A 12,622-nucleotide genomic window follows, 5' to 3' on the forward strand; every position below is an offset into this window, starting at 1 on the left:
TACGAAATGGGGTGCATTTGTCACCCTGTGCCTGGGCCGCCGGGGTACCTCAGCGGATCACCACCTCACTGGGTTCTCGCGGCTCACCGAGCATTTCGCGGTGCGACGGCGGCCTTCTGCCGTCCTCGTCGGTGAGGCCGTAGCGCTGCGCGAGCTCGGCACCGATCAGGGTGTGCCCGCTGAGATCGGCCAGGTCCGGATCGCGGTAGAGCGCGTCGATCAGGTGGCCCGTGAACTCTGGGGTCTCCGCGTGCGCGGCGGTCTTCGCCAGGGCGTCGGGATGACCGTCGAACGCGGCGCGAAATCGCTCGGTCAACAAGATGCCCATCCAGATCGACACACAGGCAACCCCGGTACCGCGGAAGTCCACGGCCATATCGGCGGCCATCTTGTCGATGCCGGCCTTCTGTGCGCCGTACGCGGGGCCGTGCATGTAACAGACCGCACCCGGCGACGAGGTGAACGCGATCAGCCCACGCTCACGGCGCACCAACAGTGGCGCCGCATGCCAGGAGGCGACATACGCCGACCGCAGGCCCACATCGAGGACATCACCCAAGCCGATGGGCTTCTCCCAGAAGGGTTTCGAACCGGTGAGCTCATCGTGGACGACGGCGGCGTTGTTCACCAGCAGATCGAGGCCGCCCTCGGCCGAATCGACGCGCGCGAACAACTCGGCGACAGCATCGTCGTCGGCGTGGTCCACCCGCACCGCGACACCGCCGGGCGGGGCTTGCGAGATGGTCCGGCCGGTGGCGTACACCCGCCAGCCATGGCGGCTCAACGCCGCCGCGATACCGCGGCCGGCACCCCTGCTGGCACCGGTCACCACCGCGACTGGCCCGCCCGTCATCGCGCGGGCCACTCAGCAAACCGCCCGTCGGCAGCGGGCAGGTATCGGGTGACACTCGTCACAGCGGTCACCGGGAGCGGCCCGTACAAATGCGGGAAGAGCATCGATTCCGGATCGGTCGGTACGCCCGGTTCCCAGCGCACCGGATCGGCCAACTTAGCCGGGTCGATGCTCAGCAACACCAAATCGGTGCGTCCGGCGTACAGCCGATTGGCGGGCAGATGCACCTGTTCAGGTGCGGAAAGATGAACGAAGCCGACTTCCGCCAACGAAGACGGGCGATGTTCACCCGCCCGCTGCGCGGTTTCCCACTCCTGCGCTGCACACAGATGGACGAACGCCTCAGGGTCGCGAATCATGCGCCCAGCCTGCCCGCCCTGCAATCCGAGTGGCCAGTGAGACACGACACACCGGTAAACCCCAAGGGAACAAGGCCGGAACCCCATACGTCTGACACAGTAGAACAACGCAACAAGCAGAACGGAGGACGTGCCGTGAACGCAATCCTGACCAGTCCGGAGCTGACCCGGGCCGATCGCTGCGACCGCTGCGGTGCGGCTGCGCAAGTGCGCGCAACGCTTCCGTCGGGCGCCGAACTTCTGTTCTGCCAACACCACGCCAATGAGCACGAAGCCAAGCTGATCGAGCTGGCCGCGGTGCTGGAGGTCAAGTCGGTCGACGCATAGGGAATGCTGGACTGGTCATGAGCGACCAGCCCCCCGCAAAACCGACGCGCCACCACATCTGGCCGATCACCCGGCGCACCCTGTCCAAGGCCTGGGACGATTCGATCTTCTCCGAGGCCGCCCAAGCCGCTTTCTGGTGTGCGTTATCGCTGCCGCCGTTGCTGCTGGGGATGCTGGGCAGCCTGGCCTACTTGGCACCGCTGTTCGGTCCGGACACCTTGCCGACCATCGAGAACCAGCTGATCAGTACGTCGGGCCGGTTCTTCTCGCAGAACGTCGTCAGCGAGATCATCGCGCCGACGATCTACGACATCGTGCGAGGCGCCCGCGGCGAGGTGGTGTCCCTGGGTTTCGTCATCTCGTTGTGGGCCGGGTCGTCGGCGATCTCCGCGTTCGTCGACTCGGTGGTCGAGGCCCACGACCAGACCGAGCTTCGCCACCCGGTGCGGCAGCGTTTCTTCGCCCTGGGCCTTTACGTGGTGATGCTGATGTCTGCGGTGCTGACCGCGCCGTTCATCGCGCTCGGCCCGCGCAAGATCTCCCAGTCCATCCCGGAGAGCTGGGACAACGTGCTGCAGTACGGCTACTACCCGGTGCTGGTGGTCGTGCTGATCGTGGCGGTGACGATCCTGTACCGGGTCTCACTGCCTGCGCCGCTGCCGACACACCGGCTGGTGGTGGGCGCGGTGCTGGCCACGGCCGTCTTCCTGATCGCGACGGTGGGCCTGCGGATCTATCTGACTTGGATCACGGCGACCGGCTATACGTATGGCGCCCTGGCTACACCGATCGCGTTCCTGCTGTTCGCGTTCCTGCTGGGGTTCGCCATCATGATCGGCGCCGAGCTGAACGCGGCGATCCAGGAGGAGTGGCCGGCCCCGGACACCCATGCGCGCCGGCTGCGGGAGTGGATCGAGGAGAAGGCCGACAGCCGCAGCGGCGACGACGCGGCTACTTCTTGAGCTGTTCGTAGATCCGCTTGCAGTCCGGGCAGACCGGCGAGCCCGGTTTGGCGGCCTTGGTCACCGGGAACACCTCACCGCACAGCGCGACGACATGCGTACCCATGACCGCACTTTCGGCGATCTTTTCCTTCTTCACGTAATGGAAGACCTTGGGGGCGTCGTCGTCGGTTCCGTCATCGACACGTTCGTCGGTATCCGGGCGTTCGATCGTCTGGGTCTGCATCCGTACATTGTGCCTGGCCGGGTCCGGCGTTGCGAAGATGTGGGAGAGTGGAAGTTATGAAACACGGCCCGGAGCTGGGTTTCGACGACGACGGTCGACCGATCCTGATCACCCGCGCCGCCCTACCCTATGAAGAGCAGCATCGCGCCAGGATGCGCAAGTATTTCACCCTGATGGCGTTCCGGATCCCGGCCCTGGTGCTGGCCGCCGCCGCCTACGGAATCTGGCACAACGGGCTCATCTCACTGGGCATCATCGTGTTGTCCGTCCCCTTGCCGTGGATGGCCGTGCTGATCGCCAACGACCGCCCGCCGCGCAAGGCGACGGAGCCGCGCCGCTACGCGGCCGGGGGCCCACGCCGCACTCCCCTGTTCCCCACCGCCGAGCGTCCCGCACTGGAACACGCGCCGCGCACCGAACGGGACCCCGACACCGAACCCTCCTGATCGCTGCGTTCCCACCTGAGCGCCCTTCTTGCGCACTTCTCAGGACATTCTCAGGTCACCGCGAAAAAACCGCAGGTCAATAGGTGTGACATCGGGAACCAGCGGGAACTCTGGGCACTGTACGGACGTTGAACGCAGTGAAAGTTCCAGCCGATCAGGAGGCCTGTAAATGGCGATCGCCAGCATCAGTCGTGTCGACAGCGATCTGGACGCTCAGAGCCCAGCCGCCGATCTCGTCCGGGTGTATCTCAACGGCATCGGTAAGACCGCGCTGTTGACCGCCGCAGACGAGGTCGAGTTGGCCAAGCGCATCGAGGCGGGCCTGTACGCCCAGCATGTACTCGACACCCGCAAACGTCTCGGAGATGCCCGCAAGAAGGATCTGGCCGCGGTGGTGCGTGACGGCGATGCCGCCCGCCGCCATCTGCTGGAGGCCAACCTGCGCCTCGTGGTGTCGCTGGCCAAGCGCTACACCGGTCGCGGTATGCCGCTGCTGGACCTGATCCAGGAAGGCAACCTCGGGCTCATCCGCGCCATGGAGAAGTTCGACTACACCAAGGGGTTCAAGTTCTCCACCTACGCGACGTGGTGGATCCGTCAGGCCATCACGCGCGGCATGGCCGACCAGAGCCGCACCATCCGGCTGCCCGTGCACCTGGTGGAGCAGGTGAACAAGCTGGCCCGGATCAAGCGCGAGATGCACCAGAACCTGGGCCGCGAGGCCACCGACGAGGAGCTCGCCGAAGAGTCGGGCATCCCGGTGGAGAAGATCAACGACCTGCTGGAGCACAGCCGCGACCCGGTGAGCCTGGACATGCCGGTCGGAACCGACGAAGAGGCCCCGCTGGGCGACTTCATCGAGGACGCCGAGGCCATGTCGGCGGAGAACGCGGTCATCGCCGAGCTGCTGCACACCGATATCCGGTACGTGCTCGCGACGCTGGACGAGCGCGAACAGCAGGTCATCCGGCTGCGCTTCGGCTTGGACGACGGGCAGCCGCGCACGCTGGACCAGATCGGCAAGCTGTTCGGGCTGTCCCGTGAGCGGGTGCGCCAGATCGAACGTGAAGTGATGGCCAAGCTCCGCAATGGCGAGCGTGCCGAGCGGTTGCGCTCCTACGCCAGCTAGGTTTCCTCCTCAGGTGATGCCCGTCGCGTTCGCGCGGCGGGCATCACACTGTTCGCAAGGGGGATGTTGGAGCCCTGTTCAGGCGGCCAGACCGGTAGACTCGGCAGCTGACGGAGGGCCTGGAAGGTAGCGCATGAATGATCTGATCGACACCACGGAGATGTATCTGCGGACCATCTACGACCTCGAGGAAGAGGGCGTGGTGCCGTTGCGTGCCCGTATCGCCGAACGCCTTGAGCAGAGCGGGCCGACCGTCAGTCAGACCGTGTCCAGGATGGAGCGCGACGGCCTGTTGCATGTCGCGGGCGACCGCCATCTGGAACTCACCGAGAAGGGCCGCTACCTGGCCGTCTCGGTGATGCGCAAGCATCGCCTCGCCGAGCGCCTGTTGGTCGACGTGATCGGCCTGCCCTGGGAGGAAGTGCACGCCGAGGCCTGCCGCTGGGAACACGTGATGAGCGAGGACGTGGAGCGCCGCCTCCTGCAGGTCCTCAAGAACCCCACCACGTCCCCGTTCGGCAACCCCATCCCCGGGCTGTCCGAGCTGGGCTACGGCGAATCGGGCATACCCGAGGACGCAAACCTGGTGCGCCTCACCGAATTGCCGGCCGGATCGCCGGTCGCGGTGGTGGTGCGCCAGCTCACCGAACACGTGCAGGGTGATGTCGAGCTGATCGGCCGACTCAAGGACGCCGGCGTCGTCCCCAACGCCAGGGTCACCGTGCAGGTGAGTGACGAACCGGGCGGCCAGGGCGGCGTGCTGATCCTGATTCCCGGGCATCAGGAAGTCGAGCTACCGCACCATATGGCCCACGCCGTCAAGGTGGAGAAGGCCTGACCAGGTCATCGGGCGCGCTGACCGAACGCGCGCCGCGGGGGTAGTTGCACGCCGAGTTGCGCTGCGGTCCGATAACCGGTGAGCGCCAGTTCGCGTATCTGCCGAGGGTGCATCCCCGACTGAAGGGCCTGGTCCAGCATGCCGGCCATCCGATGGGTCGCCTGGCATTTCAGCGCCGCTTCCAGGGATATCCCGGCGAGTGGGCCGTCGCCGCGCACGTAGGCCGAGAAGGCCACCAGCACCAGGGCCTCCGTCCGCCACGGTTGCGGCAGGATGCGTGCCAGCCGCGTCCACAGCGATTCGGCCTCGGCGGCCCGCTCACCGACCGCCAGCGCATAGAGCGTGTCCCGGACCAGGGGGTTGGTGAGCGCGCACGCCAGCGCCGCCACCTCGGCATCGTCGGGATCGGTCCCGGCACCGATCTGTGCGGCCATCCGCAGTGCCAACCGCACCGCCTCCGCGGCAGGGGTCGGGTCACCTGTGGCGCGACGCGCTATCTGCTCGGTCAGCCGGTCGCAGCGGTCCAGGTCGACGATATCGACGACCTGTTCCAGCTCCTCACGCCGGCCGTAGAGCCTGCGTCCCTCGAGCACCGCTGCCGCCGCCATCGGCGACGATGCGGGATCGTCGATCACGCCGCCGGCACCGCACCCGTCGGCGCAGCGCCATCGTCCGCCCGGGGTGACCCGGTCCACCACGAGCGCGGCCAGCAGCGTAATCGCGTGCCCGTCCAGCGACTCCGCCAGCCGGTCGGCGAGGTCGAGGTGATCACCGGCGCAGGCGCTGCAGTCCGGCATGTTCTCGTCGACGATGACGGCGATCGCCGCGTCCGGACACGACGACGCCACCACCGACGCGAAATGCTCGGTGCCCGCGGTGAGAGCGGCGCGCAGGTCCACCCGCAGAACGGGGCCGATGTCACCACGGTCGAGGGTGACCAGGACCAGCGAGTGGACGGGGACGAAACCGAGGACCGCGGGTAGCGCGGCGATCAGGGCGGCAGGGCGGTCGAGATCTGTGAAGCGAGGTTGTGTGGTCATATCCAGACCGTCACAGGCCACACCGTCACCCGAGGCGCTAAACGGGCCCCGGCGGCACCGGTTGTGGATGAATCGGTAACTGTGGATTGATCGACTGTTGTTCACACGCCATTACCCGCCGTCGGCGTGCGAGATCGCCGGAACCGGCGTAGGACTTCACACATGGGTTCCATGCAGGAGTACGACCTCGTCGTCATCGGTTCCGGCCCAGGCGGCCAGCGGGCGGCCATCGCCGCCGCCAAGCTCGGCAAGTCGGTGGCGGTCATCGAGCGGGGCGCGATGCTGGGTGGCGTATGCGTCAACACCGGCACCATTCCGTCGAAGACGTTGCGCGAAGCCGTTGTCTACCTGACCGGGATGAGCCAGCGCGAACTGTACGGCGCCAGCTATCGCGTCAAGGAGAAGATCACCCCCGCCGATCTGCTGGCCCGGACCCAGCACGTGATCGGCAAGGAGATCGACGTGGTGCGCTCGCAGCTGATGCGCAACCGGGTCGAGCTCTATGTCGGGCACGGCCGGTTCGTCGACGACCACACCGTGGCGATCGACGATCCCGGCCGCGCGGAACGGATCACGGTGCGCGGCCGGTATTTCGTCATCGCCACCGGCACCAAACCCGCCCGCCCGAGCGGCGTCGAGTTCGACGAGAACCGGGTACTGGACTCCGACGGAATCCTTGACCTCAAGGCCATCCCGACCTCCATGGTGGTGGTGGGCGCCGGGGTGATCGGCATCGAGTACGCCTCGATGTTCGCCGCCCTGGGCACCAAGGTGACCGTCGTCGAGAAACGCGACGCGATGCTGGAGTTCTGTGACCCGGAGATCGTCGAGGCGCTGCGGTTCCATCTCCGCGATCTGGCCGTGACGTTCCGGTTCGGCGAGGAGGTCACCGCCGTCGACGTCGGTGCGGCCGGCACCGTGACCACCCTGGCCAGCGGTAAGCAGATCCCGGCCGAGACGGTGATGTACTCCGCGGGCCGCCAGGGCCAGACCGATCACCTCGACCTGGCCAACGCCGGCCTGGAGGCCGACGCCCGTGGCCGGATCTTCGTCGACGACAACTTCGCCACCAAGGTCGACCACATCTACGCCGTCGGCGATGTCATCGGCTTCCCCGCGCTGGCCGCGACGTCGATGGAACAAGGGCGGCTGGCCGCCTACCACGCGTTCGGCGAGCCTACCAAGGGCATGATGGACCTGCAGCCGATCGGGATCTACTCGATTCCCGAGGTGTCCTATGTCGGCCTCACCGAGGTCGACCTGACCAAGGACTCGATCCCGTATGAGGTCGGCGTCTCCCGCTACCGGGAACTGGCCCGCGGCCAGATCGCCGGTGACTCCTACGGCATGCTCAAGCTGCTGGTGTCCACCGAGGATCTCAAGATCCTCGGCGTCCACATCTTCGGCAGTGCGGCCACCGAATTGGTGCATATCGGCCAAGCGGTGATGGGTTGCGGGGGCACCGTCGAGTATCTCGTCGATGCGGTCTTCAACTACCCCACCTTCTCCGAGGCCTACAAGGTCGCGGCGCTGGACGTGATGAACAAGCTGCGTGCGCTGAGCCAGTTCAAGCGCTAGCAGTCCACCTCCGGGGAAGCCGGGGTCTGATCCCCCGGCCCACGCTCCTCGGCACGGATCAGCAGATCTTCCGGCGCCTCGTCGAAAGGTGGTGAGTACGAGAGGTTTTCGGCACATCCACCGCCATCGAGCCCACCCGTCAGCCCGGTGATGGTGGAGCCGACCAGCCACGGTGAACCACTGGTGCCGTCGACCAGGCCGCCGCAGCGCAGGAGCGGGAATCCGGCCTTGGTGGTGGTCGTGGTGCCGCGGCAGCCGATCGGACCGCCCCCCACCCCCATCGGATAGCCGGTGACCGCGACATCAGTGCCGGACGCCGGCGCCGTACCCAGCCGCAGCCCGCCCCCGACCGACGCGGCCAACGATCCGCCACCGGCCCGGCTGACCCTCGCGATGGCGAAATCGGCGCGGGGGTTCTGGTTCGCGCTCCACCGCGGGTCCAGGTAGACGGCGTCGACATGCCACAGGTCGTCGGCCGAGGCCACCCCGGCGAATCCGGCCGCGAAGTTCGCGTCCGCGCCCCCGTCCAGACAATGTGCCGCGGTCAGGATCAGGTCCCCGGCGGGTGAATCCAGCACCGCCGCGGTGCACGCGTGCAGGTCGCCCCCGCCGACGAACAGCGCGCCGATGCGCCGGTCGGGCGCGACCGGGGCCGCCTCCGGGGTGCCGGTCGCGACGGCCGAACTGTGCACTATCTGGGGCGCGGCGGCGCACGCGGCGAGCAGCGCACCCGTCACTGCCACCACCACTACCCTCACCGTCATGCGCACGAGATGATCCTGCCCGAGAAACCTGTTGAAAGTGCTGGGAGCGTGTAGGCCGGGGCCCCGCGCCGGCCGGGCGACAAAATGCGAGACACTAGGTGAAGAGGAGGTGACGCACATGGACGATCAGACAGGTCATCCGGATCCGCGCTACCAGCCCGAACAGACCGGCATGTACGAGCTGGAGTTTCCGGCCCCCCAGCTGTCCTCGTCGGATGGGCGGGGACCGGTGCTCATCCACGCGCTCGAGGGGTTCTCGGACGCGGGACACGCGGTCAAGCTGGCCGCGCAACACTTGAAGGACACCCTGGACACCGAGTTGGTCGCGTCGTTTGCGGTCGACGAACTGCTGGACTACCGATCCCGGCGTCCGTTGATGACCTTCAAGACCGACCATTTCACCAGCTACGAGCAGCCGGAACTCAACCTGTACGCGCTGCGTGACACCGCGGGCACTCCGTTCCTGCTGCTCGCCGGTCTTGAGCCGGATCTGCGCTGGGAGCGGTTCATCACCGCGGTGCGCCTGCTGGCGGAGCGGCTCGGGGTCCGTCAGGTGATCGGACTCGGCACCATCCCGATGGCTGTGCCGCACACTCGGCCCGTGACGCTCACCGCGCACTCGACGAACAAGGACCTCATCAAGGAGTACACGCCGTGGGTCGGCGAGGTGCAGGTTCCGGCCAGTGTGTCGAACCTGCTGGAGTTCCGGATGGGACAACACGGTCACGACGCGATGGGCTTCACCGTGCATGTCCCGCACTACCTCGCGCAAACGCCCTTCCCACCGGCGGCCGAGACGTTGCTGGCGGAGGTGGCCCGGGCCGCAACACTGCAGATCCCGCTCACCGCGCTGGGCGAAGCCGCGGCAGAGGTGCACACCAAGATCAACGAGCAGGTGACGGCGAGCGCCGAAGTCGCTCAGGTGGTGACGGCACTCGAGCGACAGTACGATGCATTCGTCGCCGCACAGGAAAACCGCTCGTTGCTGGCCCATGACGAGAACCTGCCCAGCGGCGAGGAACTGGGCGCAGAATTCGAGCGGTTCCTGGCACAGCAAGCTGACGACAAAGACGAGGGCGACAGCTAGCCGATACAGCTTCGATGACGAGGCTTGGGAGGATGTGGCGGAGATGACCGAACGGAAACCCAAGCTGCACTCGGTGCGGGAAAGTACGCCGTCCCTGCAGTTCCGCACCATCCACGGGTACCGGCGTGCCTTCCGCATCTGCGGGTCGGGGCCGGCGATCCTGTTGATCCACGGGATCGGTGACAACTCCACGACGTGGCACACCGTGCAGACCGCGTTGGCGCAGCGGTTCACCGTCATCGCCCCCGACCTCCTCGGTCACGGCCAGTCCGATAAGCCGCGCGCCGATTACTCGGTGGCCGCATACGCCAACGGCATGCGCGATCTGTTGTCCGTGCTGGACATCGACCATGTGACGGTTGTCGGCCATTCGCTCGGCGGTGGGGTGGCCATGCAGTTCGCCTACCAATTCCCCCAGCTGGTCGACCGGCTGGTGCTGGTCGGTTCCGGCGGCGTCACCAAGGATGTCAACGTCGCCCTGCGGATCGCCTCGATGCCGATGGGCAGCGAGGCGCTGGCGCTGCTGCGACTGCCGTTGGTGCTGCCCGCCCTTCAGATGGCCGGGCGGGTCGGCGGCGCACTGTTCGGTTCGACGGGAGTCGGGCGTGATCTGCCCGATATGCTGCGGGTGCTCAACGACCTGCCCGAGCCGACGGCGTCCTCGGCGTTCGCGCGCACCCTGCGGGCGGTCGTCGACTGGCGCGGCCAGGTGGTCACCATGCTGGACCGATGTTATTTGACGGAATCGGTTCCCGTTCAGCTCGTTTGGGGCAAGAAGGATTCCGTCATCCCGGTCAGTCACGCCCACCTTGCACACTCCGCGATGCCCGGATCGAAGTTGGAGATCTTCGACGGTTCCGGGCATTTCCCGTTCCACGACGATCCCGACCGCTTCGTCGAGATCGTCGAGCGCTTCATCGACTCCACCCAGCCGGCCCCCTACGACCAGGAACTCCTCCGGGACCTGTTGCGGGCCGGCATCAGCGAAAAGGCGATCACCGGGCCACTTGACACCCGAGTCGCCGTGCTCGATGCGATCGGCGGGGACGAGCGAAGCGCCACCTGACTACCATCGACGTCATGGCGGTCGAGGTCAGCGTGCTGCGAGTGTTCACCAGTCCCGAAGGCGAGTTCGGCAATCCGCTCGGCGTGGTGGACGCCGCAGCCGTGGATCCGGCCGACCGGCAACGGTTGGCTACCGAATTGGGTTACAGCGAAACCATTTTCATCGACATTCCGGAACCGGGTGCGACGACTGCACGCGCCCATATCTTCACTCCCACCACCGAGCTGCCGTTCGCCGGGCATCCCACCGTGGGTGCGGCCTGGTGGTTGCGTGACCGCGGCACCCCGGTGCGGACCCTGTCGGTACCCGCCGGCCTGGTGCAGGTCGAATACACCGAGGACGGTCTCACCGCCGTCAGCGCCCGTGCCGAGTGGGCACCGGAATTCGCGATCTACGAGCTGGATTCGGTGGCCGAGGTGCGCGACGCCGACCCGTCGGACTACCCCGGCGACACCGGGCACTACGTGTGGGCCTGGACCAGCGCCGCAGACGGGGCGCTGCGGTCGAGGGTGTTCGCCCCACACGTGGGAATCGTCGAGGACGAGGCGACCGGCGCTGCCGCGGTGCGGATGACCGACTATCTCAGCCGGGATCTGCACATCACCCAGGGCAAGGGCTCGGAGATACACACCTGGTGGGATCCGCAGGGCTGGGTCAAGATCGCCGGGCGCGTGACCCGCGACAGCGACACCGTGGTCGAATGAGCGGGCTCAGCCGGTGCTCGTCACGCGGCGATGGGCGCGCAACGCCTCGATCTCGCGCTCGAAATCGGCGGCCGAGCTGAACGACCGGTACACGGACGCGAATCTGAGGTAGGCGACCTCGTCCAGGTCGCGAAGCGGCCCGAGGATGGCGAGCCCGACCTCGTGGCTGGGAATCTCGGGCGAGCCCGCGGCCCGCACCGCATCCTCGACCTGCTGGGCCAACAGGTTGAGCGCATCGTCGTCCACCTGCCGTCCCTGGCAGGCGCGACGGACACCCTTGATGACCTTCTCACGACTGAACGGTTCGGTGACGCCGCTGCGCTTCACCACGGCGAGCACCGCGGTCTCCACGGTGGTGAACCGGCGCCCGCACTCGGGACAGGAGCGGCGGCGCCTGATGGCCTGCCCCTCATCGGTCTCGCGCGAGTCGACGACCCGTGAATCAGGGTGACGGCAGAACGGACAGTGCATCACCGCTCCTTCGCCGCACCGAATGTCGACCACTTCGAACGACTCCGAGCCTACCTGCACCACCCGCAGGCGTCGCTCGTCTGTCCTGATTGGGCGCTGGACGGGCGGCCGGCCGGGCACCGCCGACATTGGGCGGCAGCGCGTTTGGCCACTCACGAGTCAGCCGATCGGCGCGATGAGGGTCCGCCCGGCGGCCACCGCAGCGGAGTCGAGCTTGTTGAGTTCCTTGATCCGGTCGACCACCGAGTCGACGGGTGCGTCGGGAGCGACCCGCTGCGCCACATGTTGCAGCGTCTCCCCCGCTTCGACCTGCACCACCGACAGCCGGGTGGGTACCTGCACCGCAGCCTGGCCGACGTCGCCGCCCACCTGGGCGACCAGACCCAGCCACACCGTGATCGCGGCGGCGATCAGCGCCAGCACGACGGTGGTGACCGGGGTGATCGGGCGGCGGCGGTGCGAGGCCCGTGACATCAGGACGCCGGTGCCGCGGTGCCCGAGCGGGGCACCCGAGGGCCGGCGCACCTGCGGGCGACGGCGGCGCACGACCACATCCCGCGGCAACGGCCATACCTCGGCGGCGGCGCGCCGCCGGACCTCGACCTGGCCGCGGCCCACGGGGCGCGCGTCGAAGTGAGATTCGAACTCGCGATCGAACTCGCGGTCGAACTGGGTGTCGAATCGAGTCTCCAGAATGGTCATTTCTCCGCCTTTCGCCGAGTGGGCCTGCCGATCGTTCGCTTGTGTGTTCGAAGATAGTCGATCATGTGTT

At 67.3% G+C, this 12,622-nt stretch carries 16 protein-coding genes; 9 read left to right on the forward strand and 7 right to left on the reverse strand.

Translation table 11 applies throughout. The annotated features are described in order from the left end of the window. Positions 1-49 precede the first annotated feature (49 nt). Together QN239_RS20670 and QN239_RS20675 are read right to left on the reverse strand one after the other, a co-directional pair. The gene (locus QN239_RS20670; RefSeq protein WP_499013111.1) at positions 50-853 is read right to left on the reverse strand and encodes an SDR family NAD(P)-dependent oxidoreductase; all 804 of its coding nucleotides are present in this window, start codon (positions 851-853) and stop codon (positions 50-52) included. Next, positions 850-1,212, reverse strand: coding sequence for a DUF952 domain-containing protein (locus tag QN239_RS20675; protein WP_499013112.1), 363 nt, complete (start codon positions 1,210-1,212; stop codon positions 850-852). The genes QN239_RS20670 and QN239_RS20675 overlap by 4 nt, the downstream gene beginning before the upstream one ends. Before the next feature lie 135 nt (positions 1,213-1,347). Here QN239_RS20675 and QN239_RS20680 point away from each other — a divergent pair, with 135 nt between their 5' ends. Together QN239_RS20680 and QN239_RS20685 are read left to right on the forward strand one after the other, a co-directional pair. Continuing rightward, positions 1,348-1,539, forward strand: coding sequence for a DUF7455 domain-containing protein (locus QN239_RS20680; protein WP_090356496.1), 192 nt, complete (start codon positions 1,348-1,350; stop codon positions 1,537-1,539). Between the two features lie 17 nt (positions 1,540-1,556). Next, complete coding sequence (locus QN239_RS20685) at positions 1,557-2,501, forward strand: YihY/virulence factor BrkB family protein (RefSeq protein WP_499013114.1); 945 nt, start codon at positions 1,557-1,559, stop codon at positions 2,499-2,501. Here QN239_RS20685 and QN239_RS20690 read toward each other — a convergent pair. Further along, positions 2,491-2,727: a DUF3039 domain-containing protein gene (locus QN239_RS20690; protein WP_090356499.1), complete on the reverse strand. Its 237-nt coding sequence runs from the start codon at positions 2,725-2,727 to the stop codon at positions 2,491-2,493. The two genes, QN239_RS20685 and QN239_RS20690, sit on opposite strands and share 11 nt — an antisense overlap. 56 nt (positions 2,728-2,783) lie before the next feature. Here QN239_RS20690 and QN239_RS20695 point away from each other — a divergent pair, with 56 nt between their 5' ends. The 3 genes from QN239_RS20695 (at position 2,784) to QN239_RS20705 (ending at position 5,140) form a co-directional block, all read left to right on the forward strand. After that, positions 2,784-3,173: a DUF3099 domain-containing protein gene (locus QN239_RS20695; RefSeq protein WP_499013116.1), complete on the forward strand. Its 390-nt coding sequence runs from the start codon at positions 2,784-2,786 to the stop codon at positions 3,171-3,173. Between the two features lie 169 nt (positions 3,174-3,342). After that, positions 3,343-4,302, forward strand: coding sequence for a sigma-70 family RNA polymerase sigma factor (locus tag QN239_RS20700; RefSeq protein ID WP_090356502.1), 960 nt, complete (start codon positions 3,343-3,345; stop codon positions 4,300-4,302). Between the two features lie 133 nt (positions 4,303-4,435). Beyond that, complete coding sequence (locus tag QN239_RS20705) at positions 4,436-5,140, forward strand: iron-dependent transcriptional repressor DtxR (protein WP_499013118.1); 705 nt, start codon at positions 4,436-4,438, stop codon at positions 5,138-5,140. A 5-nt stretch (positions 5,141-5,145) separates the two neighbouring features. On the opposite strand, the gene QN239_RS20710 is transcribed toward QN239_RS20705, so the two are convergent. After that, complete coding sequence (locus tag QN239_RS20710) at positions 5,146-6,180, reverse strand: DUF4192 domain-containing protein (protein ID WP_499013120.1); 1,035 nt, start codon at positions 6,178-6,180, stop codon at positions 5,146-5,148. A 162-nt stretch (positions 6,181-6,342) separates the two neighbouring features. On the opposite strand from QN239_RS20710, the gene sthA reads away from it, so the two are divergent. Continuing rightward, the gene (sthA, locus tag QN239_RS20715; RefSeq protein ID WP_090356505.1) at positions 6,343-7,758 is read left to right on the forward strand and encodes a Si-specific NAD(P)(+) transhydrogenase; all 1,416 of its coding nucleotides are present in this window, start codon (positions 6,343-6,345) and stop codon (positions 7,756-7,758) included. Here sthA and QN239_RS20720 read toward each other — a convergent pair. Then, a complete protein-coding gene (locus tag QN239_RS20720) occupies positions 7,755-8,522 on the reverse strand; it encodes a trypsin-like serine peptidase (RefSeq protein ID WP_499013122.1) in 768 nt (255 codons plus the stop codon). The two genes, sthA and QN239_RS20720, sit on opposite strands and share 4 nt — an antisense overlap. Positions 8,523-8,640: 118 nt before the next feature. Between QN239_RS20720 and QN239_RS20725 the strand changes: the two genes are divergently transcribed. Genes QN239_RS20725 through QN239_RS20735 form a run of 3 tightly spaced genes read left to right on the forward strand, consistent with a single transcriptional unit; the run spans position 8,641 to position 11,379 of the window. Next, on the forward strand, positions 8,641-9,609 hold the full coding sequence (locus QN239_RS20725; RefSeq protein ID WP_187099067.1) for a proteasome assembly chaperone family protein: 969 nt from the start codon (positions 8,641-8,643) through the stop codon (positions 9,607-9,609). A 43-nt stretch (positions 9,610-9,652) separates the two neighbouring features. Beyond that, on the forward strand, positions 9,653-10,675 hold the full coding sequence (locus QN239_RS20730) for an alpha/beta fold hydrolase (protein WP_090357232.1): 1,023 nt from the start codon (positions 9,653-9,655) through the stop codon (positions 10,673-10,675). 14 nt (positions 10,676-10,689) lie between these two features. Next, positions 10,690-11,379, forward strand: coding sequence for a PhzF family protein (locus QN239_RS20735; RefSeq protein ID WP_499013124.1), 690 nt, complete (start codon positions 10,690-10,692; stop codon positions 11,377-11,379). A 6-nt stretch (positions 11,380-11,385) separates the two neighbouring features. Here QN239_RS20735 and nrdR read toward each other — a convergent pair whose 3' ends face one another. Beyond that, the gene (nrdR, locus tag QN239_RS20740; RefSeq protein WP_090357234.1) at positions 11,386-11,850 is read right to left on the reverse strand and encodes a transcriptional regulator NrdR; all 465 of its coding nucleotides are present in this window, start codon (positions 11,848-11,850) and stop codon (positions 11,386-11,388) included. A gap of 159 nt (positions 11,851-12,009) precedes the next feature. After that, positions 12,010-12,552, reverse strand: coding sequence for a LysM peptidoglycan-binding domain-containing protein (locus QN239_RS20745; RefSeq protein ID WP_499013126.1), 543 nt, complete (start codon positions 12,550-12,552; stop codon positions 12,010-12,012). Positions 12,553-12,622: the final 70 nt, after the last annotated feature.

The sequence above is a fragment of the Mycolicibacterium sp. Y3 genome (assembly GCF_051188035.1).
Lineage (GTDB): Bacteria > Actinomycetota > Actinomycetes > Mycobacteriales > Mycobacteriaceae > Mycobacterium > Mycobacterium fluoranthenivorans.